The organism is Pseudomonas sp. Sample_10, from assembly GCF_004321495.1.
Classification (GTDB): Bacteria; Pseudomonadota; Gammaproteobacteria; order Pseudomonadales; family Pseudomonadaceae; genus Aquipseudomonas.
Genome location: NZ_RCOE01000280.1, coordinates 14,474 through 36,605, shown reverse-complemented (window position 1 = coordinate 36,605; position 22,132 = coordinate 14,474). Strand labels below are relative to the sequence as shown.

Here is a 22,132-nt window from a genome sequence, read left to right as displayed (position 1 = left end):
TGCACATCGCTTGCCGACGGTAAAAGATTTCCTCTAGCTGCGTCGTTTTCGTCAACTTTGGAGTGTTTACAACAATGGCTAAAATCGTCGACATCAAAGGTCGTGAAGTTCTCGACTCCCGTGGCAATCCCACCGTGGAAGCGGATGTGCTTCTCGATAACGGCATCATCGGCAGCGCTTGCGCGCCGTCCGGTGCTTCCACTGGCTCGCGTGAAGCACTCGAGCTGCGTGATGGCGACAAGAGCCGTTACCTGGGCAAGGGCGTTCTCAAAGCCGTAGCCAACATCAACGGTCCGATCAAGGACCTGTTGAAAGGCATGGACCCAAGTGACCAGAAAGCCCTCGACCTGGCGATGATCAAGCTCGACGGTACTGAAAACAAGGCCACCCTGGGCGCCAACGCGATCCTCGCCGTTTCCCTGGCTGCGGCCAAGGCGGCAGCACAGGACCAGGACCTGCCGTTGTACGCCCACATCGCCAACCTGAACGGCACCCCGGGTGTCTACTCGATGCCGGTTCCGATGATGAACATCATCAACGGTGGCGAGCACGCCGATAACAACGTCGACATCCAGGAATTCATGGTTCAGCCGGTTGGCGCCAAGTCTTTCTCGGAAGGTCTGCGTATGGGCACCGAGATTTTCCACCACCTCAAAGCCGTACTGAAGGCCCGTGGCCTGAGCACTGCCGTCGGTGACGAAGGTGGTTTTGCACCGAACCTGGCTTCCAACGAAGACGCACTGAAAGTGATCTCCGAAGCTGTGGCCAACGCCGGCTACAAACTCGGCACCGACGTGACCCTGGCCCTGGACTGCGCGGCCAGCGAATTCTACGAAGACGGCAAGTACAACCTGTCCGGCGAAGGCCAGGTGTTCACCGCTGAAGGTTTCGCCGACTACCTCAAAGGCCTGACCGAGCGTTACCCGATCATCTCCATCGAAGATGGCCTGGACGAGTCCGACTGGGCTGGCTGGAAAATCCTCACCGACAAGATCGGCGAGAAGACTCAGCTGGTGGGCGACGACCTGTTCGTGACCAACACCAAGATCCTGAAAGAAGGCATCGATAAAAAGATCGCCAACTCGATCCTGATCAAGTTCAACCAGATCGGCACCCTGACTGAAACCCTGGAAGCCATCCAGATGGCCAAGGCCGCCGGTTACACCGCCGTGATCTCGCACCGCTCGGGCGAAACCGAGGATTCGACCATTGCCGACCTGGCCGTGGGCACCTCGGCTGGCCAGATCAAGACCGGTTCCCTGTGCCGCTCCGACCGCGTGTCCAAGTACAACCAACTGCTGCGTATCGAAGAGCAGTTGAATGGCAAAGCCAAGTACAACGGCCGCAGCGAATTCCGCGGCTAAGTCGTACGGGTAAAAAAAGTCAGCGGATTGTGTCGGAAAAATCGCTACGGCGTGGTTTTTGCCACTAATCTGATGCCTTATCAGCACAAGCCTGGGTTTTCCAGGCTTCGTGCTATCAGTAGCTTCATGTTGTGGTGTGGCTGTCTTTTTTCACTGGATACCTGATATTCGATGCGCAGTCCCAATTGGTTGTTCCTCGTCTTGCTCCTGTTGCTGGCTGGCCTGCAGTACCGCCTGTGGGTGGGTAATGGCAGTCTGGCGCAAGTGGCCGAGCTGAAGCAGCAGATCGCGGATCAGCAAGCTGAGAATCAGGTGTTGCTTGAGCGCAATCGGGTGATGGACGCTGAAGTCAGCGAATTGAAAAAAGGCATGGAGACCGTTGAAGAGCGGGCTCGTCACGAGTTGGGCATGGTCAAGGACGGTGAAACCCTTTACCAGTTGGCCCAATGAACCCGACGTTACCGGCCTTCTGGGCCGTGATTCCTGCCGCGGGCGTCGGTGCCCGTATGGCCGCGGACCGTCCCAAGCAATACTTGCAACTGGGCGGGCGCACAATTCTCGAACACAGCCTCGGCTGTTTCCTCGATCATCCATGCCTCAAAGGCCTGGTGGTCAGTCTTGCTGTCGATGATCCTTATTGGCCTAACCTGGCTTGTGCTGGCGATGCGCGTATAACGCGGGTCGAAGGCGGCGCCGAGCGTTCCGGTTCGGTACTCAATGCCCTGCTGCATCTGCATGCACAAGGTGCCGATGACGAAGATTGGGTGTTGGTTCACGATGCGGCGCGACCGAATCTCAGCCGTGACGATCTCGACAAATTGCTGGCTGAACTGGCTGACGATCCGGTAGGCGGGTTGCTGGCGGTTCCAGCGCGGGACACGCTCAAACGGGTCGATAAACACGGACGTGTCGTCGAAACCGTGGACCGCAGCGTGATCTGGCAAGCGTACACGCCGCAGATGTTTCGACTTGGTGCGTTGCATCGGGCGTTGGCGGACAGTCTGGTGGCGGATGCTGTGATCACTGATGAAGCGTCGGCTATGGAGTGGGCTGGTTCATCGCCACGCCTTGTCGAAGGGCGTTCCGACAATCTCAAGGTCACACGTCCCGAAGATCTTGAATGGTTGAGACAGCGCTGGACCAATCGTCACTGATTGACTTGAATTCAGTATTGCCCCAATCGCCGGCAAGCCGGTCTCACTCCTACAAGGTTCGTTGGTGTACACAAGATTTGTGTGTCTCCCCCCGTCCACTGTAGGAGTGAGCCTGCTCGCGATTGCGGTAGTCCAGGCACCCGATCTCTTGCTGGCACGCAGTTGAGCGTCTAGCTTCGGTACTCCGGCCTTTCAGCCAACCCTTCCTTCAAATAATCCACCAACTTGCGCACTTTCGGCGACAGATGCCGCTGCTGTGGATAAAGCGCCCACACTGCTGTGTTTGGCGGTTGATGCGCCTCCAGCAGAGAAATCAACGCACCGCTTTTCAGATGCTCCAGCACGTAGTAATCCGGCAACTGACACAACCCGACGCCTTGTAGCGCAGCATCCAACACAGCTTGCCCGCTGTTGCAGCGCCAGTTTCCCTGCACCCGTTGCGAATATTCCCGCCCGTTCTGTTCCAGCTGCCACAGGTCAGAGCTGCCGATGAGGCAGTTGTGACGGCTCAGTTCCGACAAGCTGTGTGGGCGGCCGTACCGTTCAAGGTAGGACGGTGCGGCGCAGAGAAACATTCGCCGTGGTGCGAGGCGGGTGGCGACCAGTCTTGAGTCCTGCAAGCGTCCGAGGCGGATCGCCAGGTCGAGGCCCTCGTGCACCAGGTCGAGTTGGCGATTGCTCAATTCGATGTCAATCCGCAGTTGCGGATAAAGCCCCATGAAACGGGTAACCAGCGGCACGATAAAGCGTTCGCCGTAAGCCACCGCGCAGGTCATGCGCAACATGCCTTTGGGCTCGCTGGTCAGATCGCTGACCGCGCGCAGCGCTTCTTCGCGTCCATCCTGCAGGCGTTGGCAATGTTGCAGAAAAGTCTGTCCGGCTTCGGTAAGTGTCACCCGTCGTGTACTGCGGTAGAGCAGTCGGGTTTGCACGCGCTCTTCAAGGCGTACGATCTGTCGACTGATGTGTGAAGAAGAAACGCCCAATCGTTCGGCGGCAGCGGTGAACTGGCTGCATTCAGCGACGGCGACGAATTCGTCGATGCCTTCCCAGCGGTTGTCGGACATCAAAGATTATCCCTGCATGGCAATAATGTTTTGCATTTGTCCTGATTATTCACCGTAAGGCGCTGTATTACACTCCTTGTCTCGTTTTTATTCACTGGAGCATCACCATGATCAAGTCGCGCGCTGCCGTTGCCTTCGAGGCCAAGAAACCTCTGGAGATCGTTGAGGTCGATGTCGCCATGCCCAAAGCCGGTGAAGTCTTGCTGCGCGTGGTGGCCTCGGGTGTCTGCCATACCGACGCCTACACGTTGTCGGGCGCTGATCCGGAAGGCATCTTTCCGTCGATTCTGGGTCACGAAGGCGGGGCGATTGTCGAAGCGATCGGCGAAGGTGTGACTTCCGTGGCGGTCGGCGACCATGTCATTCCGCTGTACACCCCGGAATGCCGCCAGTGCAAATTCTGCCTGTCGGGCAAGACCAACCTATGTCAGGCGATTCGCGCAACCCAGGGCAAAGGCCTGATGCCTGACGGCACTTCGCGTTTTTCCTACAAGGGCGAAACGATTTTCCACTACATGGGCACCTCGACGTTTTCCGAGTACACCGTGCTGCCGGAAATCTCCGTCGCCAAAATTGCCAAGGAAGCGCCGCTGGAAAAAGTTTGCCTGCTGGGCTGCGGTGTCACCACCGGTATTGGTGCGGTGCTCAACACTGCCAAGGTGAAACCCGGTGATACCGTGGCCATTTTCGGCCTTGGCGGCATCGGTCTTTCTGCCATCATCGGTGCGGTGAAAGCCAAGGCTGCGCGGATCATCGCCATCGACATCAACCCGGCCAAATTCGAGATCGCCAAACAGCTGGGTGCAACCGATTGTGTAAACCCGAAAGACTTCGACCGTCCGATCCAGGAAGTCATCGTCGACATGACTGATGGCGGCGTCGACTTCTCGTTCGAGTGCATCGGCAATGTGCAACTGATGCGTGCTGCGCTTGAATGCTGCCACAAGGGTTGGGGCGAGTCGGTGATCATCGGTGTGGCCGGTGCCGGTCAGGAAATCGCCACCCGTCCGTTCCAATTGGTCACCGGCCGCGTCTGGCGCGGTTCGGCGTTCGGTGGCGTACGTGGCCGTACCGAGTTGCCAAGCTACGTGGAAATGGCTGAGACCGGCGAGATCCCGCTGGATACTTTCATCACCCACACCATGGGCCTGGAAGATATCAACAAGGCTTTCGACCTGATGCATGAAGGAAAAAGCATCCGCTCTGTCATCCATTTCTGAGGTCTGCCATGAGCCTTGAAAATATCTCCTGCCAGAAAAGTTTTGGCGGCTGGCACAAGCGCTATCGCCACCGCTCCGAAGTGCTCGGCTGTGACATGGTGTTTGCCGTGTACCTGCCGCCGCAAGCGGAGCAGGGTGGCAAGCTGCCGGTGCTGTACTGGCTGTCCGGCCTGACCTGCACTGACGAGAACTTCATGCAAAAGGCCGGCGCCCTGCGCATGGCCGCCGAACTGGGGTTGATCATCGTTGCGCCGGACACCAGTCCTCGCGGTCCCGATGTGCCGGGGGATCCTGATGGCGCGTGGGACTTTGGTCTCGGTGCCGGGTTTTATCTGAATGCCACGCAGGAACCGTGGTCGCGGCACTATCGGATGCATGACTATGTTGTGCAGGAATTGCCCGCTTTGGTTGAGGCGCATTTCCCCGCATCCGAAAAGCGCGGCATCAGCGGTCACTCCATGGGCGGTCACGGTGCGCTGGTATGTGCCTTGCGCAATCCGGGGCGATATCTGTCAGTGTCGGCGTTTTCGCCGATCAACAATCCGATGGACTGCCCGTGGGGGCAGAAGGCCTTTTCCCGTTATCTGGGAGAGGACCGTTCGAAATGGCGCGAATGGGATGCCTGTGCCTTGATTGCCGAGGCTGACGAGAAGCTGCCGCTGCTGGTGGACCAAGGTGATCGCGACGATTTCCTCGCCACTCAGCTCAAGCCGCAAGCCTTGCAACAGGCAGCCAAACTGGCCGGTCATCCACTGACGTTGCGCCTGCAGCCCGGTTACGACCACAGCTATTTCTTCATCGCCAGCTTTATCGATGATCACTTGCGGCATCACGCGCATGCTCTAGCAGGTCAATAGCAGGTAGAATCACGCCCTGACAAAAATCGGGGCGTTTTTTTATGCGTATTGGCCACGGCTACGATGTGCACCGTTTCGCTGAAGGCGATTTCATTACTCTGGGCGGCGTGCGGATTGCACACGGCTTCGGGCTGCTCGCTCATTCCGACGGTGACGTCCTGCTGCACGCCTTGAGCGATGCCTTGCTCGGCGCTGCTGCGCTGGGTGATATCGGCAAGCATTTCCCGGACACCGACCCGCAATTCAAGGGTGCCGACAGCCGTGCGCTATTGCGTCATGTCGTCGCACTGATCCACGCCAAAGGCTGGAAGGTTGGCAACGTCGATAACACCATCGTCGCCCAGGCGCCGAAAATGGCTCCGCATATCGAATCGATGCGTGCGCTGATTGCCGCGGATCTTCAAGTTGAGTTGGATCAAGTGAACGTAAAAGCTACCACCACCGAAAAGCTCGGCTTTGTCGGTCGCGAAGAAGGCATCGCCGTGCATTCCGTTGCCTTGTTGCTGCGCGCATGAACGAACTGCAATTGCTTGGCCCGCGCGCCTACGGTGAGCCCCTGGGCACCGCGGTACTGAAAGCCATCGCTGAAGATTTCCAGGTCGACGAAGTCCTTGATATTCCCTTGAGTGGCGACGGCGAACACCTGTGGATCTGGGTGGAAAAGCGCGGTCTGAATACTGAAGAGGCGGCACGACGGATTGCCAAGGCAGCAGGTGTACCTTTGCGCACGGTCAGTTATGCCGGGCTCAAGGATCGCCAGGCGCTGACGCGTCAGTGGTTCAGCGTGCAACTGCCGGGCAAGGCCGATCCGGATCTGTCGGCCGCAGAAAACGACACGCTGAAAATTCTCAAGACCAGCCGGCACAAGCGCAAGCTGCAACGCGGTGCGCACTCGGCCAACGGTTTCACGCTGCGGCTTACCCAGTTCGCCGGTGACAAGGCTGCCATCGAACAGCGCCTGCAACTGATCACCCGGCAGGGCATCCCCAATTATTTCGGTGCGCAGCGCTTCGGGCATGACGGCGGTAACGTGGTTGACGCCCGTGCCTGGGCCGCACGCAAGGCCTTGCCGGAACAACGCAACGTGCGTTCGCGTCTGCTGTCCACGGCCCGCAGTTTTCTGTTCAACCAGGTCTTGGCCGCGCGTGTCGCCGACGGCACCTGGCAGCGTGCACAGGTCGGTGACTTGCTGGCGTTCACCGATAGCCGCAGTTTTTTTCCGGCAGGTGTTGCCGAGTGCAGCGACCCGCGCCTGGCGATTCTTGACTTGCATCCGACAGGGCCGCAGTGGGGCGAAGGTGACTCGCCGGCCACGGGCGTTGTCCATGAACTGGAGCAGGCAATCGCTGCGCGCGAGGCAGATCTTCGCGATTGGTTGATTAACGCCGGTATGAGCCACGAACGTCGCATCCTGCGGCTGCCCATTGGCGGGTTGACGTGGCATTATCCCGAGCCTGACATTCTGCAACTGGAATTCGTCCTGCCGGCCGGATGCTTCGCCACTGTATTGGTGCGCGAGCTTGTTGATCTGGTGCCGGTGGGGCAGACGGACAGCCCATGCGTATTCTGATTTCTAACGACGATGGGGTAACCGCACCCGGTCTCGCCGCGCTTTATGCTGCGCTGGCGGATTACACCGAATGCGTGGTTATCGCCCCGGACCAGGACAAAAGCGGCGCCAGCAGTTCGCTGACGCTCGACCGGCCGTTGCACCCGCAGACGCTGGCCAACGGTTTTATCAGCATCAACGGCACTCCGACCGATTGCGTGCACCTGGGCCTCAACGGCTTGCTGGACCGTGAAGCGGATATGGTGGTTTCCGGAATCAACCTGGGCGCCAACCTGGGTGACGATGTGTTGTATTCCGGCACGGTGGCGGCAGCGTTGGAAGGGCGTTTCCTGGAGCGTCCTGCGTTTGCCTTTTCGTTGGTCTCTCGACAGGTCGATAACCTTCCCACGGCGGCGTATTTTGCGCGCAAGCTGGTCGAGGCCCACGTCGATCTCGACCTACCACCGCGCACGGTACTGAATGTGAACATTCCCAACTTGCCACTGGAGCACATCCGCGGCATCCAGCTGACCCGCCTCGGGCATCGCGCCCGCGCCGCTGCGCCGATGAAAGTCGTCGACCCGCGCGGCAAGTCCGGTTACTGGATCGCCGCTGCCGGAGATGCAGAAGACGGCGGTCCGGGCACCGATTTCCACGCGGTAATGCAAGGTTACGTGTCCATCACGCCACTGCAACTGGATCGCACCTTCAATGATGCCTTCAGAAGTCTCGATGGCTGGCTGGAGGGGCTGCGCTGATGACTCGCGGACAAGACGATATGCTGCATCGCGGCATAGGCATGACCTCGCAACGGACCCGCGAGCGGCTTATCCAACGACTTTATGAAGAAGGGGTTTCCAACGCCAAGGTGCTGGAAGTCATCCGTCGTACGCCACGTCACCTGTTCGTCGACGAGGCACTGGCGCACCGGGCCTATGAGGACACGGCGCTGCCGATCGGCCATAACCAGACCATCTCCCAGCCTTACATGGTGGCTCGCATGAGCGAGTTGCTGCTCGAAGCCGGACCTTTGGACAAGGTCATGGAAATCGGCACCGGTTCCGGCTACCAGACGGCGGTACTGTCGCAACTGGTGGAGCGGGTGTTTTCCGTCGAGCGCATCAAGGTGCTGCAGGACCGGGCCAAGGAACGCCTGGTCGAGTTGAACCTGCGCAACGTGGTGTTTCGCTGGGGCGATGGCTGGGAGGGCTGGCCAGCGTTGGCGCCATACAACGGCATCATCGTGACGGCGGTGGCTACCGATGTCCCTCAGGCCTTGCTCGACCAACTGGCACCCGGGGGGCGTCTGGTGATTCCGGTCGGCTCTGGAGAGGTTCAACAATTACTGCTGATCATCAGGGAAGAACAGGGCTTTTCCAGGCGCGTTCTGGGGAATGTACGCTTCGTTCCCTTGCTCAATGGGCCACTGGCCTGAGCATTTGTTTCGATGCGCTGAATTCTCTTCGATTGCCTCTGTCTTACAGCGGCGTCGAATGGTTAAACGGGTTGTTTTGTCGAGCAGCAAACGTGTGCGCAAGCCCAAATCGCTTCAATAAGGGTAAAGCCTGCACGGCCCGTTATACTGGCGACACAGCATGCCGGATCACGGCAAATCACATTTTCAGCCACCACAAAGGGAGCGGCGGGTGAGTCTCACAGTCATTGCGCAGCGTATGGGTACAACGAGCTTTCAGCGCCTGGTGACTGGCCTTGTTTTGAGCACCTTGCTGGCGGGGTGTTCCAGCACCAAATCCAGTGATGTCCGCGTTGTCGATCGCAACAATGCCGCGCCCCAGCGCCCGGCCGTGACAACCGGTCAGTACGTGGTTCGACCAAAAGACACCCTGTTCTCGATCGCCTTCCGCTACGGGTGGGACTACAAGGCTCTGGCGGCACGCAACAACATTCCTGCGCCTTACACCATTCGCCCGGGTCAGACGATTCGCTTTGACGGTCGTACCGGTTCAACGCCGACGGCGGTAGTGAGTTCGACCAGTTCATCGCCGTCGTCCTCGAGTAAAACCACGGTCATTCGGCGTCCGGTTGACGGTTCCACCCCGACCACGACCACGGTTGTACCGTCCGTCGCCAACAAGCCGACACCTGCTCCATTGCCTCCAGCCGGGCCAGCCCCGACCGGCTGGGGATGGCCATCCAATGGCATTTTGATTGGAAAATTCTCTTCAAACGGTAGTTTGAATAAAGGAATTGATATCGCCGGAGATTTGGGACAGCCTGTTTTAGCTGCGTCTGATGGGACGGTGGTATACGCCGGGAGTGGCTTAAGGGGCTACGGCGAATTAGTCATCATCAAACACAGTGAAACCTACGTCAGTGCCTACGGACATAACCGCAGGCTGTTGGTTCGGGAGGGGCAGCAGGTCAAGGTCGGACAGACAATTGCCGAAATGGGGTCCACGGGTACAGACCGGGTGAAACTGCATTTTGAGATTCGCCGCCAGGGTAAACCTGTAGATCCGCTGCAATTCCTGCCACGCCGTTGATCGCTACCAGCCTGTTCCGTCGCGTAGAGGGGACAGGCTCCAGCGTTGCCAAGGATAAAGGCGCCGCTTGAGCTTGAGGTCGAACTCACCAAAGGACTATAACAATGGCTCTCAGTAAAGAAGTGCCGGAGTTTGACATCGACGATGAGGTTCTCCTGATGGAGACCGGCATCGGGACGGATTCGATGTCGAATGATGAAGGGGCGGCTCCACCTTCCGTTCGTGCCAAATCCAAACACTCCGCATCGTTGAAACAACACAAGTACATTGACTACACGCGTGCACTTGATGCCACGCAGCTGTATCTCAATGAAATCGGTTTTTCCCCCCTGTTGTCCCCCGAAGAGGAAGTTCATTTTGCGCGCTTGTCGCAAAGTGGCGATCCGGCCGGGCGCAAACGCATGATTGAAAGTAACTTGCGGCTGGTGGTGAAAATCGCCCGGCGTTATGTCAATCGTGGGTTGTCGCTACTGGACCTGATCGAAGAGGGCAACCTCGGCCTGATCCGGGCGGTGGAGAAGTTCGACCCTGAACGCGGCTTCCGCTTTTCGACCTATGCGACCTGGTGGATTCGTCAAACCATCGAACGCGCGATCATGAATCAGACCCGGACCATCCGGTTGCCGATCCATGTGGTCAAAGAGCTCAATGTGTACCTGCGGGCTGCACGGGAGCTGACGCAAAAACTTGACCATGAACCCTCACCCGAAGAAATCGCCAACCTGCTGGAAAAACCGGTAGCGGAGGTCAAGCGCATGCTGGGTCTCAACGAGCGGGTTTCTTCGGTCGACGTCTCGCTGGGGCCGGATTCGGATAAAACCCTGCTGGACACTCTCACCGATGATCGTCCAACCGATCCATGTGAACTGTTGCAGGATGACGACCTGTCCCAGAGCATCGATCAATGGCTCTCCGAACTCACCGACAAGCAGCGTGAAGTGGTGGTACGCCGCTTCGGTCTGCGTGGCCACGAGAGCAGCACCCTTGAAGACGTAGGCCTTGAAATCGGCCTGACCCGGGAACGGGTCAGACAGATTCAGGTTGAAGGCCTGAAGCGTCTGCGGGAAATCCTGGAGAAAAACGGCCTTTCCAGTGAGTCGCTGTTCCAATAAGCGCTTCCCGTGCAGATAACCAAAAGCCCCGAATGTTCGGGGCTTTTTGTTATCTGGATATTCCAATTTCAGTGAGGAGGGTAATACCGCAGGTTTGTCGTCTGGTGATGTAAGTCTTTGCTTACTCTTGCGTAAGTGTTCAGTTTTTTTACACCGCGCCAGACAGCCATGATTGTCTTCATGCCTGGTTATCGTGTTGATAATAAATGGATTATTTTTAAGTTGACGGAATATGACAGGGAATTCCAGCGCAGAAGGGCCATTGCTCTTGGCGAGGAACGCTCTAGTATCGGGGTTGTGTCGACGGACAGACACGCCCTTCAAGGACGAGGGGAATGGACATCGCAGGACGCGATTCATCAGGACGATGAAAGGGAACACAGGGAATAAGGAAAAAAATGGGCGGGTCAAACCGCCCCTTTTTTTGCCTGCAGAAAAGCAAAAAGGCCCTTGTGGGGCCTTTTTTGGGAACGCGGGGGTAATCAGCGTTCGAGGTGTTCGAGCTTGCCCGGCTTGCCATCCCAGTCAGCGGAATCTGGCAGCGGATCTTTGCGTTCGGTGATATTTGGCCAGACTTCGGCCAATTCCATGTTCAGCGCAATGAAGTTTTCCATACCGGCAGGCACTTCATCTTCGGAGAAGATGGCCACGGCAGGGCATTCAGGTTCGCACAGTGCGCAGTCGATGCACTCATCCGGGTGAATCACCAGGAAGTTCGGGCCTTCGTAAAAGCAGTCCACCGGACAGACTTCTACGCAGTCGGTGTACTTGCACTTGATGCAGTTGTCGGTGACGACGAAGGTCATTTCTAATTTTCTCCTCAGGCGCGGCTTGCTGCGCCCCTTCACGTGGGGGTCGCAAGGTTTGGGAGCGATAGTCTGCAGGCCAGGCTATAGCGTGCAGCATCCCAAACCGCGCGAGATTCTAACAGCTTGCAAGGCTATGCGTTAGATCCGTGTCTTTAGTGTATAGAGCATTTCGAGTGCACGACGTGGCGTCATGTCGTCCAGATCGAGTTTGGCCAGTTCATCCAGCACTGGGTGCGGCAGGCTGGCGAACATGTCGCTCTGCTGCGGCGCAGCCGGTTTGCCTTTGACAGGTTTCGGCGCTTCATGGGGCAGGGCGGTGTCTTCGAGTCGGCTCAGATGCTCGAGGGCGCGGACGATCACTTCGCTGGGCACACCAGCCAACTGTGCCACGGCCAGACCGTAGCTCTGGCTCGCAGGCCCCGGCAGCACGTGGTGCAGGAAGACGATGCGTTCGTTGTGCTCGGTGGCATTGAGGTGCACGTTGGCCACCAGCGGTTGCGCTTCCGGCAGGACGGTCAGCTCGAAGTAGTGGGTGGCGAACAACGTATAGGCACGCAAATGCGCGAGACGCTCGGCGGCGGCCCAGGCCAGGGACAAACCGTCGAAAGTACTGGTGCCGCGTCCGACTTCGTCCATCAGCACCAGGCTGCGCTCGGTGGCGTTATGCAGGATGTTGGCGGTCTCGCTCATTTCGACCATGAAGGTCGAGCGGCCACCGGCCAGGTCATCGCTGGAACCGATCCGGGTGAAGATGCGGTCGACCAGCGACAGTTCGCAACTGGCCGCCGGCACGAAGCTGCCGATATGCGCCAGCAGTACGATCAACGCCGTCTGGCGCATGTAAGTGGATTTACCGCCCATGTTCGGACCGGTGATCACCAGCATGCGCGTGTTGTCGTCGAGGCTCAGATCGTTGGCCACGAACGGTGTGGTCAGAACCTGCTCGACCACCGGATGACGACCCTGGGTGATGCGCATGCACGGCTCGCTGACGAACCGCGGGCAGTTCAGGTCGAGGTTCAAGGCACGCTCGGCCAGGTTGCTCAAAACGTCCAGCTCGGCCAGGGCGCCGGCGGTGTCTTGCAAGGGTGGCAATTGCGAGATCAGGTCTTCGAGCAAGGCTTCGTAGAGCATTTTTTCACGAGCCAGGGCACGGCTCTTGGCCGACAGTGCCTTGTCTTCGAAAGCCTTGAGTTCCGGCGTGATAAAGCGCTCGGCACCCTTGAGGGTCTGACGACGGATGTAGTCGGCCGGTGCCGATTCAGCCTGCTTGCTCGGCAACTCGATGAAATAACCGTGAATGCGGTTATAGCCGACCTTGAGGTGCGACAGGCCGGTGCGGGCCTTTTCGCGGGCTTCGAGGTCGATCAGGAATTGTCCGGCGTTTTCACTGAGCGATTGCAGCTCGTCGAGTTCACTGTCGTAACCGGTCTTCAGCACGCCGCCATCTCGGATCACCGCAGGCGGGTTATCGATAATGGCTTTGTCCAGCAGCGCGGCCAGTTCCGGGTAGGTGCTGGTGATCGTCGCCAGTTGCTGCAGGTGCGGGGCTTCAAGTTCGGTCATTGCCACTTGCAGCGCCGGCAGTGCACCGAGGGCATCGCGCAGGCGCGCAAGGTCTCGCGGGCGCGCGTTGCGCAAGCCGATTCGGGCGAGAATCCGCTCGATGTCGCCGATTTCCTTGAGCTGCGGTTGCAGCTTTTCGAAACGGTAGCCGTCGAGCAGGCAGGTGATCGAGGTCTGACGTGCCAGCAAAACCGTCAGGTCGCGCAATGGGCGGTTCAACCAGCGGGTCAGCAAGCGGCTGCCCATGGCGGTCTGGCAACGATCGACCACCGATTGCAGCGTATTGTCGCGACCGCCCGCCAGGTTGGTGTCCAACTCCAGGTTGCGCCGACTTGCACCGTCCAGCACCACGGTATCGTCCAGACGCTCGTGGCGCAGGCTGCGCAAGTGGGGCAGTGCGGTGCGCTGGGTTTCTTTGGCATAGGCCAACAGACAACCGGCGGCACCGATGGCCAGGGTCAGGTTTTCGCAGCCGAAACCTTTGAGGTCCTGGGTGGAAAACTGCTGGCAAAGACTTTTCAGCGCCGAGTCGCGTTCGAAATCCCACGGCGCACGACGACGAACCCCACGGCGTTTTTCCGCCGGCAGGTCTTTTGGCCAGTCGTCCGGAATCAACAGCTCCACCGGATTGACCCGCTCCAGTTCCGCCAACAGATTTTCCCAGCCCTTGATTTCCAGCACGCTGAAATTGCCGCTGGTGATATCCAGCACCGCCAGGCCGAACAGGCGCTCATCGCCCAGCACGGCTGCGATCAGGTTGTCACGACGCTCGTCCAGCAGCGCTTCATCGCTCACCGTCCCCGGCGTAATGATCCGCACCACCTGACGCTCTACCGGTCCCTTGCTGGTGGCCGGGTCTCCGACCTGCTCGCAGATCACCACCGACTCGCCAAGCTTCACCAGTTTCGCCAGATAACCTTCGGCGGCATGGTAAGGAATCCCGCACATCGGAATCGCCTGCCCGGCCGACTGGCCGCGAGCGGTCAGGGTGATGTCCAGCAACTTGGCGGCCTTCTTCGCGTCTTCATAGAAGATCTCGTAGAAGTCACCCATGCGGTAGAACATCAATTGGTCCGGGTGCTGGTTTTTCAGGCGCCAGTACTGCTGCATCATCGGCGTGTGGGAGGACAGGTCGGAGAGTGCTTTATTCATTGGGGATCGGAAAACTCGTCGAAAGGTGTGGGGCAAAAGTGGGGCATTGGCCCGGCTTTTCCGCAATGGGCGCAAGATTAACATGGGCGGTCTGCCGGACGCAGGCACGAACGCCACGTGGTCTGTTTCTGTTGGTTTACGCGCTGTTTATGCGTCATTAATGCAATTCTGCATTTGCCTCTCGCGAATAGAACAAGCACTATGCGCGTTATGCAAAAACGCAATGTTTCTACCGTATTAAGAGCGCTGCTCGATCAGCACGGGATCTCCCCCACGGAGCTTCACCGGCGTACCGGCGTGCCTCAATCCACACTTTCGCGGATTCTCAGCGGCAAGATCGTTGACCCGTCGGATAAACACATTTCGAAGATCGCCGAGTACTTCGCCGTCAGTACTGACCAATTGCGTGGCCGCGTCGAAGTCGCGCCGCTTGCCGCTGGTGGACGCGATGTACTGCATTCGGAACTCAAGGATATAAGCCTGTGGGACGACGATACCCCCGTCGATGATGACGAGGTGTCGGTGCCGTTTCTTCGCGAGGTTGAATTGGCTGCGGGATCAGGAAGATTCGTCATCGAAGAAAGCGAGCGCTCCAGCCTGCGCTTTGGCAAACGCAGCTTGCGCCATAACGGTGTGCAGTTCGACCAGGCCAAATGCGTGACCGTGCGTGGCAACAGCATGCTGCCAGTGCTGCGTGACGGTGCCACGGTCGGGGTCAATGCCGGCAAATGCGGAATTGGCGACATCATCGATGGCGACCTTTATGCAATCAACCATAACGGCCAGCTACGGGTAAAACAGCTTTATCGCCTGCCCACCGGGATTCGCCTGCGCAGCTTCAATCGCGATGAACACCCGGACGAGGACTACACCTTCCAGGAAATGCAGGAAGAGCAGATTGTCATTCTGGGTCATGTTTTCTGGTGGGGTATGTACGCCCGTTAGTCCGTTTGACAGTCCGATAAAACCGCTCATTTGAGCGGTTTTTTTGTCTGTCGAATGCATGGGGGTGATCGCGATTCATGCATTGATGCATTGACTGTCTATGCATAAATGCATATTCTTCTTGCTCATTTGGTGGGCTGTCATCCAAGGAGGCGTGAAATGACCACGGAGCATTATGCGTTGTTGGACATGCCTCTCTGGCTATTCATCACCCTGCCTCTGGTTGGCGGAATCGTCGGCGAAATGTGGCGCGCTGATAAAGAAGGGGTTACTGGCAGACCTCTTCTCCGGCGTCTGATCATGCGGTCTGGCTCCAGCGTGGTCTGCGGTGCTTCGGCGATCATGCTGCTGCACGCTGCCAATGTTTCGATTTGGGCCGTATGCGCAGGTGGGTGCCTGACAGCGATGGCCGGGACGGACGTGGTTTTGGGGCTTTATGAACGCTGGGTGGCCAAAAGGCTGGGCGTGCGCGATGTCCTGCCCGATGAAGCTGAGGACTGATTAGCAGCTAAACCAGGCACCGGCATTCATCCCTTACACATTGATCGTCCCGATAACTTGCAAGTGCGATGGGCTGGTGTACGGTTAGTCTCATTCCGCCCGATCAGGAGATGACCGTGAAAGCAATCACCCAACTGGCCGATGACCTTGGCAGGCAGTTGCAGCTTCTAAATGCCCATGTGTCCACCGCCGAGTCATGTACCGGTGGCGGGATCGCCGAGGCGATCACCCGGATTCCCGGCAGTTCGGCATGGTTCGAGGCCGGTTATGTCACCTACTCCAATCTGCAGAAGAACCTGCAATTGAACGTCCCGGTGGAGTTGTTCACTTCGGTGGGGGCGGTCAGTCGCGAGGTGGTCGAGGCGATGGCCAAAGGTGCGCAGGAAAAAAGCCGTGCGTTTTTTTCCGTGGCGGTCAGCGGCATTGCCGGGCCTGATGGTGGTTCGAAAAGCAAGCCGGTGGGCACGGTATGGTTGGCCTGGGGCGTTGGCGAACGGGTATTCAGTGAAGTGCAGCACTTTGCCGGTGACCGTGACGAGGTCCGCCGACAAACGGTAAAGGCCGCACTAGAGGGGCTGCTGCGCTACACCAAGGCAGAAATCTCAAATCAGGGGTAGGCGATCCGGAATCGCTGTGGAATAATACTGGCTACTTATACAGGTGTTGGCCGTCAGGCCTTATTGATTACGTGAGGACTTTAATGGACGACAACAAGAAGAAAGCCTTGGCTGCGGCCCTGGGTCAGATCGAACGTCAATTCGGCAAGGGTGCCGTAATGCGTATGGGCGATCAGGACCGTCAGGCGATCCCGGCCATCTCTACTGGCTCTCTGGGTCTGGACATCGCTCTCGGCATCGGCGGTCTGCCAAAAGGCCGTATTGTTGAAATCTACGGTCCTGAATCTTCCGGTAAAACCACGCTGACCTTGTCCGTGATCGCCCAGGCTCAAAAAGCCGGCGCGACCTGCGCATTCGTCGACGCCGAACACGCCCTCGACCCTGAGTACGCCGGCAAGCTGGGCGTCAACGTCGATGATCTGCTGGTTTCCCAGCCAGACACCGGTGAGCAAGCCCTGGAAATCACCGACATGCTGGTGCGCTCCAACGCGGTTGACGTGATCATCGTTGACTCCGTGGCGGCACTGGTGCCGAAGGCTGAAATCGAAGGCGAAATGGGTGACATGCACGTGGGCCTGCAAGCCCGTCTGATGTCCCAGGCGCTGCGTAAAATCACCGGCAACATCAAGAACGCCAACTGCCTGGTGATCTTCATCAACCAGATCCGTATGAAAATCGGCGTGATGTTCGGCAGCCCGGAAACCACCACCGGTGGTAACGCACTGAAGTTCTACGCATCGGTACGTCTGGACATCCGTCGCACGGGTGCGGTGAAAGAAGGTGATGAAGTCGTCGGTAGTGAAACCCGCGTCAAGGTTGTGAAGAACAAAGTAGCTTCGCCGTTCCGTCAGGCCGAGTTCCAGATTCTTTACGGCAAGGGTATCTACCTCAACGGTGAGATGATCGACCTCGGCGTGCTGCACGGTTTCGTCGAGAAGTCCGGTGCCTGGTATGCCTATAACGGCACCAAGATCGGTCAGGGCAAAGCCAACTCGGCCAAATACCTGGCGGATAACCCGGACGTCGCCGCAACGCTCGAGAAGCAACTGCGTGACAAGTTGCTGTCCCCGGCGTCGGTAGCGGACGCCAAGGCTTCTGCGGTCAAAGAGACCGAAGACGATCTGGCTGACGCTGATATCTGATTGATCCGATGACCGCCGTACTCGATACACTCGTCGCGGTGCGGCGAACCGCAATGGACCTGCTCGCACGACGCGAGCACGGTCGGGTTGAGCTGGCGCGTAAACTGCGTCAGCGCGGCGCCCTCCCTGAAATGATCGATACAGCGCTCGACCGGCTGACGGAAGAGGGTTTGTTATCCGAATCCCGTTACCTCGAGAGTTTTGTTTCCTACCGTGCCCGTTCCGGATATGGCCCTTTACGGATTCGTGAAGAATTGAGCCAGCGTGGTCTGCAACGCAGCGATATCGAACTGGCCTTGCGCGAGAGTGGCATCGATTGGCAGGAGCAACTGGCAGACACCTGGCGGCGCAAGTTCTCCGGGCAGTTACCGATCGACGCGCGGGAACGAGCCAAGCAGGGCAGGTTCCTGGCGTACAGGGGATTTTCCATGGAGATGATCAGCCGCTTGTTCAGCGGCCGAGGGATGGACGATTAACTGAAACGGCTCGCTATTTCGATAGCGGGCCGTTTTTTTTGCATTACGTGATCTTGGACGGCGTTCGTGTACGTTGTTGTGCCTGAGGTTGGGATTGTGCCCAGTTTTCCGGCAGGTTGATGTAGTCCACCAGCGCTCGCAACCGACCGTGATCACGTGCGTTGAAGGTGAAGGCCAGGCGCGCCAGGTGGCTGAACTGTACTTCGTCGTGTTCCTCGCCACTGTACGCATGCTGATGGAAGTGATCGCTCAGGCACAGATCAGCGAATGCCTTCTGCATATGTTCGAGGGCGCGCTCACTGAGCGTATGGTTCATGCGGATCACGAACTGATGCTTGAGCCAGCGACTGGAGTGGAAGTTGCTGTAGAACTGGTTGATGTGCTCCACGGCTTCCTCGGCGGTGTAGACCAGTTTCACCAGATTCATGTCGGTCGGCAGGATGTAACGGTTTTCCTCCAGTTGTTGCTGGATGAACTCCAGCGCTGCATGCCAGAACTTGCCGCCCGGCGCGTCCAGCAGTACCACGGGGACCAGCGGGCTTTTGCCGGTCTGGATCAGCGTCAACACTTCCAGCGCTTCATCCAGCGTGCCAAAACCACCTGGGCACAGGACAAGAGCGTCGGCTTCCTTGACGAAGAACAACTTGCGCGTGAAGAAAAAGTGGAAGGGCAGCAGGTTGGTTGTGCCCTGAACAGTGGGGTTGGCATGCTGTTCGAAGGGCAGGGTGATGTTGAATCCCAGGCTGTGTGCGAGGCCGGCGCCTTCGTGAGCGGCGGCCATGATGCCTCCACCTGCGCCGGTGATCACCATCATGTCCGAGCGCGCCAGGGTGGCACCGAGTTCTCGGGCGAGACCATATAGCGGGTGTTCGATGGGCGTGCGGGCAGAACCGAAGACCGTGACCTTGCGCCGGCCCTTGAACTGTTCCAGCACGCGAAAGGCTTGTTCCAGTTCGCGCAAGGCTTGCAGTGTGATCTTGGCATTCCAGCGATTGTGGTCTTCCTGGGCCATGCGCAGCACGGTCAGGATCATGTCGCGGTAGATTGGGATGTTCGGGCTGTTGGGGGAAACAAGGCTGAGTTGCTCTTCGACCTTGCTGATGAGGTCGTGGCCGCTTTCTTCAAAATGACGGCTCAGGAGGTCATTCGGTTGGTAAGGCATTCAACTTCTCCTTCTGCACAGAGCCCACGGCGGCGACTACGCAATCGTCGATGCCACGACACTTCATGTGTCGCTGTCTGCCCCAGGCCCGTGCCTGGGCGATCCACTTGGCCCGAAAGTCACCGGGCCATCCAAACAGGCTCTGTTTGTCCCTTGGATGAAAGAAACGTTCGCACAACACAATACGTAACGGGCGGCCCCTTTTCCTGCCCTGACAAGTGAGTGTGGATAAGTAGAATCTAGACCTTCGCGGTGATTTTCGCTGCATTGATCATTGCGCCGCAAAGTCTTGCCTGGCAACCGCTTATTGATGATTTGCAAGGTGGTTTCACCGCTCGTCAGAACGCAAGCCAAGTGTCATGCACTCTGATTTACTAAGTTACAGGTGTGATACGACAACTTTGCGTCTACGGCAGGGCGCACGGTACAAGCAGTTAAAGGATTTTTCGCTCAACGCGAGTGAGGTGCAAGGAGGCGGGAAACCATGGCCAGAGTCATTCTGGAGATCGATACGCAGCTGTATCGATTGTTGAAATCATCGGCCGAGACCAATCATTTGAGTCTCGAGGAGGAGTGCTGCCGGCGTCTTGTAGGCACGGAGCGTCGATCACGTTACTTGCAGGCACTGCTGGCAGAGTTGCGCGCCGAAGATGAACAGCGACGCGCAAAGTCTCATTGATTACTTCTTCTTCGGCACCGCTTTCGGGCAATCCGATTCCTGGTAGCTGGCAGAACCCACCGCGCGGTTGGTCTTCACTTCGGTGAAGTCGTAACGCATCACTGCACCCTTGGCCATCAATTTACGGTAGGACGGGTTGTTGCAGACCGAGGCTCCCAGCTGGAAGTACACGGCTTTGGGATCGGCGCGCATCTTGTTGGCGTGGCTGCTTTGCACGCTCAGGTGGTTGATCAGGACATTGCCTTCGACGGTGTAGCCTTGATCGAGAATGTCTTCATTGATCGCCCGAGGAGTGCCGACGCTGCTTTGTGCGGCGACGTTGCGCAGTTCTCTGTTCAGATTCTGCTCGCTCAGGGATGCAGCCTGAGCGTTGAAGGTCGAAGCCAGCAGAATGGCAGCGGTGGGAACGATAAGGCGCAGCATGAAACTCTCCTGGGGCAGTGATGGGTGGTTTGACCCGTCACGTGACTGTGCGTTCAGTGGCGGCGAATTATAGGGGAGGCGGCCTGGACGGTACAGGCTTGCTCCTGTCGGTCTGGTAAACTGCCGGTACTTTTTGCCTTGCCGAGTATTTTTCGTGTCGACTCCTTTTTCCCGCTGGCGTTGCCTGCCATGAGCCATGCCCCCAATGCAGTAGCCCGCCTGCGCGATCAGCGCGAAGACGAAGGCATCAAGCCGCTTCAGGCCCGTGGCTGGCGCGCAACCCGTTGCCGTGCCTGCCGCGTGATCGAGAGTCACTGCCTGTGCGCCTGGCGCCCGCAGGTCGAGACCCGCTCCGGTGTGTGCCTGATCATGACCAGCAAGGAAGTGTTCAAACCGAGCAATACCGGTTGGCTGATTGCCGACGTGGTGCGCGATAACCACGCGTTCATCTGGTCGCGTACTGAAACCGACCCACAGATGCTGGCGTTGTTGTCCGACCCGCAATGGCAGCCTTATCTGGTGTTTCCAGGGGAATATGTCGCACCCGAGCGCGTCACCCACAGCGTGGCGGTGGATGGCAGCAAGCGGCCGTTGTTCATTCTGTTGGACGCGACCTGGACCGAAGCCCGGAAGATTTTCCGCAAGAGCCCGTATTTCGACTCGCTGCCGATCCTCAGCCTGTTGCCCGAAAAACTGTCCCGTTATCAATTGCGCCGATCCACCCGCAGCGAGCACCTGTGCACCGCGGAAGTCGCGGCGTTGTGTCTCGATCTGGCGGGTGACGAGCAGGCGGCATCGGCACTGGACGCTTATTTCGATGTGTTCAGCCAGCATTATCTCGATGCCAAGCGTCAGCTTGAAATGAACGTCGAAACGCCGGCACACGCCGAGTTGTTGCCGTTCGTGCAGAAAATCGCTGCGGGCGGGAATTGATTGTCGCTCATACTGCAAAAGACTGTAGTGGCCATGTAGCTTGACCACCCCGGTTTCGCTCGGCATGCTTGGCGCCGATCAGTGCGCGGCCGAAGTTTGATACGCCTATTCTGTGCCAACGAGAATAGTCATGTATCGGCGTTCAATGTGCCCCGGGTACCGCTCTCTGGCTGTACCTTGAGTTGCTGGAAAAACAGGATCATTTGAACAATGGCCACATACGAAATCCTGATTGCCGATGACCACCCACTTTTCCGTTCCGCCTTGCATCAAGCGTTGAGCCTTGGGCTTGGTCCCGATGTGCGTCTGGTGGAAGTGGCGAGCATTGCCGAACTGGAAACCCGCCTGACCGAAAAAGCCGATTGGGATCTGGTCCTGCTGGACCTCAATATGCCTGGGGCGTACGGTTTTTCAGGCTTGGTGCTGTTACGTGGCCAATACCCGCAGATTCCAGTGGTGATGGTTTCCGCTCAGGAAGAGGCGACAATCATGGTCAAGTCTCGTGAGTTCGGCGCCAGCGGGTTCATTCCCAAATCCAGTGACCTGGGCGTGATCCAGAAAGCCGTGCGTGCGGTGCTCGATGGCGATGTATTCTGGCCGCCGCAGGCATTCGAAGCCGTCAGCGTATCCGATGAGGCCAAGGCTGCCAGCGAAGGGCTTGCCAGCCTGACGCCGCAGCAGTTCCGGGTATTGACGATGGTTTGCGAAGGTTTGCTGAACAAACAGATCGCCTATGAACTGAGCGTTTCCGAGGCGACGATCAAGGCGCACGTGACGGCTATTTTCCGTAAGTTGAATGTGCGGACCCGGACTCAGGCAGCGTTGCTTCTGCAACAACTTGAGTCAATTTCGAGCCACTGAGGGTTGGCTTCTTCACGCTTTTTTGACTTTGGTTAATCT

At 58.1% G+C, this 22,132-nt stretch carries 24 protein-coding genes; 19 read left to right on the top strand and 5 right to left on the bottom strand.

The features are described from left to right. The first annotated feature begins 74 nt into the window (after positions 1-74). From eno to ispD, 3 genes are all read left to right on the top strand, one after another. On the top strand, positions 75-1,364 hold the full coding sequence (eno, locus tag D8U18_RS26820) for a phosphopyruvate hydratase (RefSeq protein WP_056856234.1): 1,290 nt from the start codon (positions 75-77) through the stop codon (positions 1,362-1,364). Positions 1,365-1,535: 171 nt separating this feature from the next. Continuing rightward, complete coding sequence (gene ftsB / locus D8U18_RS26815) at positions 1,536-1,814, top strand: cell division protein FtsB (protein WP_056856233.1); 279 nt, start codon at positions 1,536-1,538, stop codon at positions 1,812-1,814. Further along, the gene (gene ispD / locus D8U18_RS26810; RefSeq protein ID WP_131109041.1) at positions 1,811-2,518 is read left to right on the top strand and encodes a 2-C-methyl-D-erythritol 4-phosphate cytidylyltransferase; all 708 of its coding nucleotides are present in this window, start codon (positions 1,811-1,813) and stop codon (positions 2,516-2,518) included. The genes ftsB and ispD overlap by 4 nt, the downstream gene beginning before the upstream one ends. Positions 2,519-2,688: 170 nt before the next feature. On the opposite strand, the gene D8U18_RS26805 is transcribed toward ispD, so the two are convergent. Next, positions 2,689-3,585 carry a LysR substrate-binding domain-containing protein gene (locus D8U18_RS26805; protein ID WP_130906369.1) on the bottom strand — a complete coding sequence of 299 codons (897 nt, stop codon included), beginning with the start codon at positions 3,583-3,585 and terminating at the stop codon, positions 2,689-2,691. Positions 3,586-3,692: 107 nt separating this feature from the next. On the opposite strand from D8U18_RS26805, the gene D8U18_RS26800 reads away from it, so the two are divergent. The 8 genes from D8U18_RS26800 (at position 3,693) to rpoS (ending at position 10,827) form a co-directional block, all read left to right on the top strand. Beyond that, complete coding sequence (locus tag D8U18_RS26800; protein WP_131109039.1) at positions 3,693-4,805, top strand: S-(hydroxymethyl)glutathione dehydrogenase/class III alcohol dehydrogenase; 1,113 nt, start codon at positions 3,693-3,695, stop codon at positions 4,803-4,805. 8 nt (positions 4,806-4,813) lie between these two features. Next, positions 4,814-5,662: an S-formylglutathione hydrolase gene (gene fghA, locus D8U18_RS26795; RefSeq protein ID WP_056856229.1), complete on the top strand. Its 849-nt coding sequence runs from the start codon at positions 4,814-4,816 to the stop codon at positions 5,660-5,662. Positions 5,663-5,703: 41 nt separating this feature from the next. Continuing rightward, positions 5,704-6,177: a 2-C-methyl-D-erythritol 2,4-cyclodiphosphate synthase gene (gene ispF / locus D8U18_RS26790; protein ID WP_020795989.1), complete on the top strand. Its 474-nt coding sequence runs from the start codon at positions 5,704-5,706 to the stop codon at positions 6,175-6,177. Beyond that, on the top strand, positions 6,174-7,232 hold the full coding sequence (gene truD, locus D8U18_RS26785; protein ID WP_056856228.1) for a tRNA pseudouridine(13) synthase TruD: 1,059 nt from the start codon (positions 6,174-6,176) through the stop codon (positions 7,230-7,232). The genes ispF and truD overlap by 4 nt, the downstream gene beginning before the upstream one ends. Then, positions 7,220-7,969 carry a 5'/3'-nucleotidase SurE gene (gene surE / locus D8U18_RS26780; RefSeq protein WP_056856227.1) on the top strand — a complete coding sequence of 250 codons (750 nt, stop codon included), beginning with the start codon at positions 7,220-7,222 and terminating at the stop codon, positions 7,967-7,969. The genes truD and surE overlap by 13 nt, the downstream gene beginning before the upstream one ends. Before the next feature lie 41 nt (positions 7,970-8,010). Then, positions 8,011-8,646: a protein-L-isoaspartate(D-aspartate) O-methyltransferase gene (locus D8U18_RS26775; RefSeq protein WP_177336601.1), complete on the top strand. Its 636-nt coding sequence runs from the start codon at positions 8,011-8,013 to the stop codon at positions 8,644-8,646. Positions 8,647-8,857: 211 nt separating this feature from the next. Then, entirely contained in the window at positions 8,858-9,715 is an 858-nt protein-coding gene (locus tag D8U18_RS26770) for a peptidoglycan DD-metalloendopeptidase family protein (RefSeq protein ID WP_056856225.1), read from the top strand. A 104-nt stretch (positions 9,716-9,819) separates the two neighbouring features. Further along, entirely contained in the window at positions 9,820-10,827 is a 1,008-nt protein-coding gene (rpoS, locus tag D8U18_RS26765) for an RNA polymerase sigma factor RpoS (protein WP_056856224.1), read from the top strand. 482 nt (positions 10,828-11,309) lie between these two features. On the opposite strand, the gene fdxA is transcribed toward rpoS, so the two are convergent. Together fdxA and mutS are read right to left on the bottom strand one after the other, a co-directional pair. After that, positions 11,310-11,633 (bottom strand): ferredoxin FdxA, encoded by a 324-nt coding sequence (fdxA, locus tag D8U18_RS26760; protein ID WP_056856222.1) that lies wholly within the window; start codon positions 11,631-11,633, stop codon positions 11,310-11,312. A gap of 141 nt (positions 11,634-11,774) precedes the next feature. Further along, positions 11,775-14,354 (bottom strand): DNA mismatch repair protein MutS, encoded by a 2,580-nt coding sequence (mutS, locus tag D8U18_RS26755; protein WP_131109037.1) that lies wholly within the window; start codon positions 14,352-14,354, stop codon positions 11,775-11,777. A 210-nt stretch (positions 14,355-14,564) separates the two neighbouring features. Between mutS and D8U18_RS26750 the strand changes: the two genes are divergently transcribed. From D8U18_RS26750 to recX, 5 genes are all read left to right on the top strand, one after another. Beyond that, the gene (locus D8U18_RS26750) at positions 14,565-15,299 is read left to right on the top strand and encodes an XRE family transcriptional regulator (protein ID WP_056856311.1); all 735 of its coding nucleotides are present in this window, start codon (positions 14,565-14,567) and stop codon (positions 15,297-15,299) included. Between the two features lie 159 nt (positions 15,300-15,458). Further along, positions 15,459-15,800, top strand: a complete 342-nt coding sequence (locus tag D8U18_RS26745) for a phage holin family protein (RefSeq protein WP_056856171.1) — start codon at positions 15,459-15,461, stop codon at positions 15,798-15,800. A 116-nt stretch (positions 15,801-15,916) separates the two neighbouring features. Beyond that, positions 15,917-16,417 carry a CinA family protein gene (locus D8U18_RS26740; protein ID WP_130906365.1) on the top strand — a complete coding sequence of 167 codons (501 nt, stop codon included), beginning with the start codon at positions 15,917-15,919 and terminating at the stop codon, positions 16,415-16,417. An 83-nt stretch (positions 16,418-16,500) separates the two neighbouring features. Further along, positions 16,501-17,559, top strand: a complete 1,059-nt coding sequence (gene recA, locus D8U18_RS26735) for a recombinase RecA (RefSeq protein ID WP_056856170.1) — start codon at positions 16,501-16,503, stop codon at positions 17,557-17,559. 8 nt (positions 17,560-17,567) lie between these two features. Beyond that, positions 17,568-18,035 carry a recombination regulator RecX gene (gene recX, locus D8U18_RS26730; protein ID WP_130906364.1) on the top strand — a complete coding sequence of 156 codons (468 nt, stop codon included), beginning with the start codon at positions 17,568-17,570 and terminating at the stop codon, positions 18,033-18,035. Between the two features lie 43 nt (positions 18,036-18,078). On the opposite strand, the gene D8U18_RS26725 is transcribed toward recX, so the two are convergent. Then, entirely contained in the window at positions 18,079-19,197 is a 1,119-nt protein-coding gene (locus D8U18_RS26725) for a TIGR00730 family Rossman fold protein (protein WP_130906363.1), read from the bottom strand. 484 nt (positions 19,198-19,681) lie between these two features. On the opposite strand from D8U18_RS26725, the gene D8U18_RS26720 reads away from it, so the two are divergent. Next, a complete protein-coding gene (locus D8U18_RS26720; protein WP_056856167.1) occupies positions 19,682-19,876 on the top strand; it encodes a hypothetical protein in 195 nt (64 codons plus the stop codon). On the opposite strand, the gene D8U18_RS26715 is transcribed toward D8U18_RS26720, so the two are convergent. Then, positions 19,877-20,299: a PA3611 family quorum-sensing-regulated virulence factor gene (locus D8U18_RS26715; protein ID WP_056856166.1), complete on the bottom strand. Its 423-nt coding sequence runs from the start codon at positions 20,297-20,299 to the stop codon at positions 19,877-19,879. A 189-nt stretch (positions 20,300-20,488) separates the two neighbouring features. Between D8U18_RS26715 and D8U18_RS26710 the strand changes: the two genes are divergently transcribed. Next, complete coding sequence (locus D8U18_RS26710; protein ID WP_131109035.1) at positions 20,489-21,232, top strand: tRNA-uridine aminocarboxypropyltransferase; 744 nt, start codon at positions 20,489-20,491, stop codon at positions 21,230-21,232. A gap of 210 nt (positions 21,233-21,442) precedes the next feature. Beyond that, positions 21,443-22,093, top strand: a complete 651-nt coding sequence (erdR, locus tag D8U18_RS26705; RefSeq protein ID WP_131109033.1) for a response regulator transcription factor ErdR — start codon at positions 21,443-21,445, stop codon at positions 22,091-22,093. The last annotated feature ends 39 nt before the right edge of the window (positions 22,094-22,132 follow it).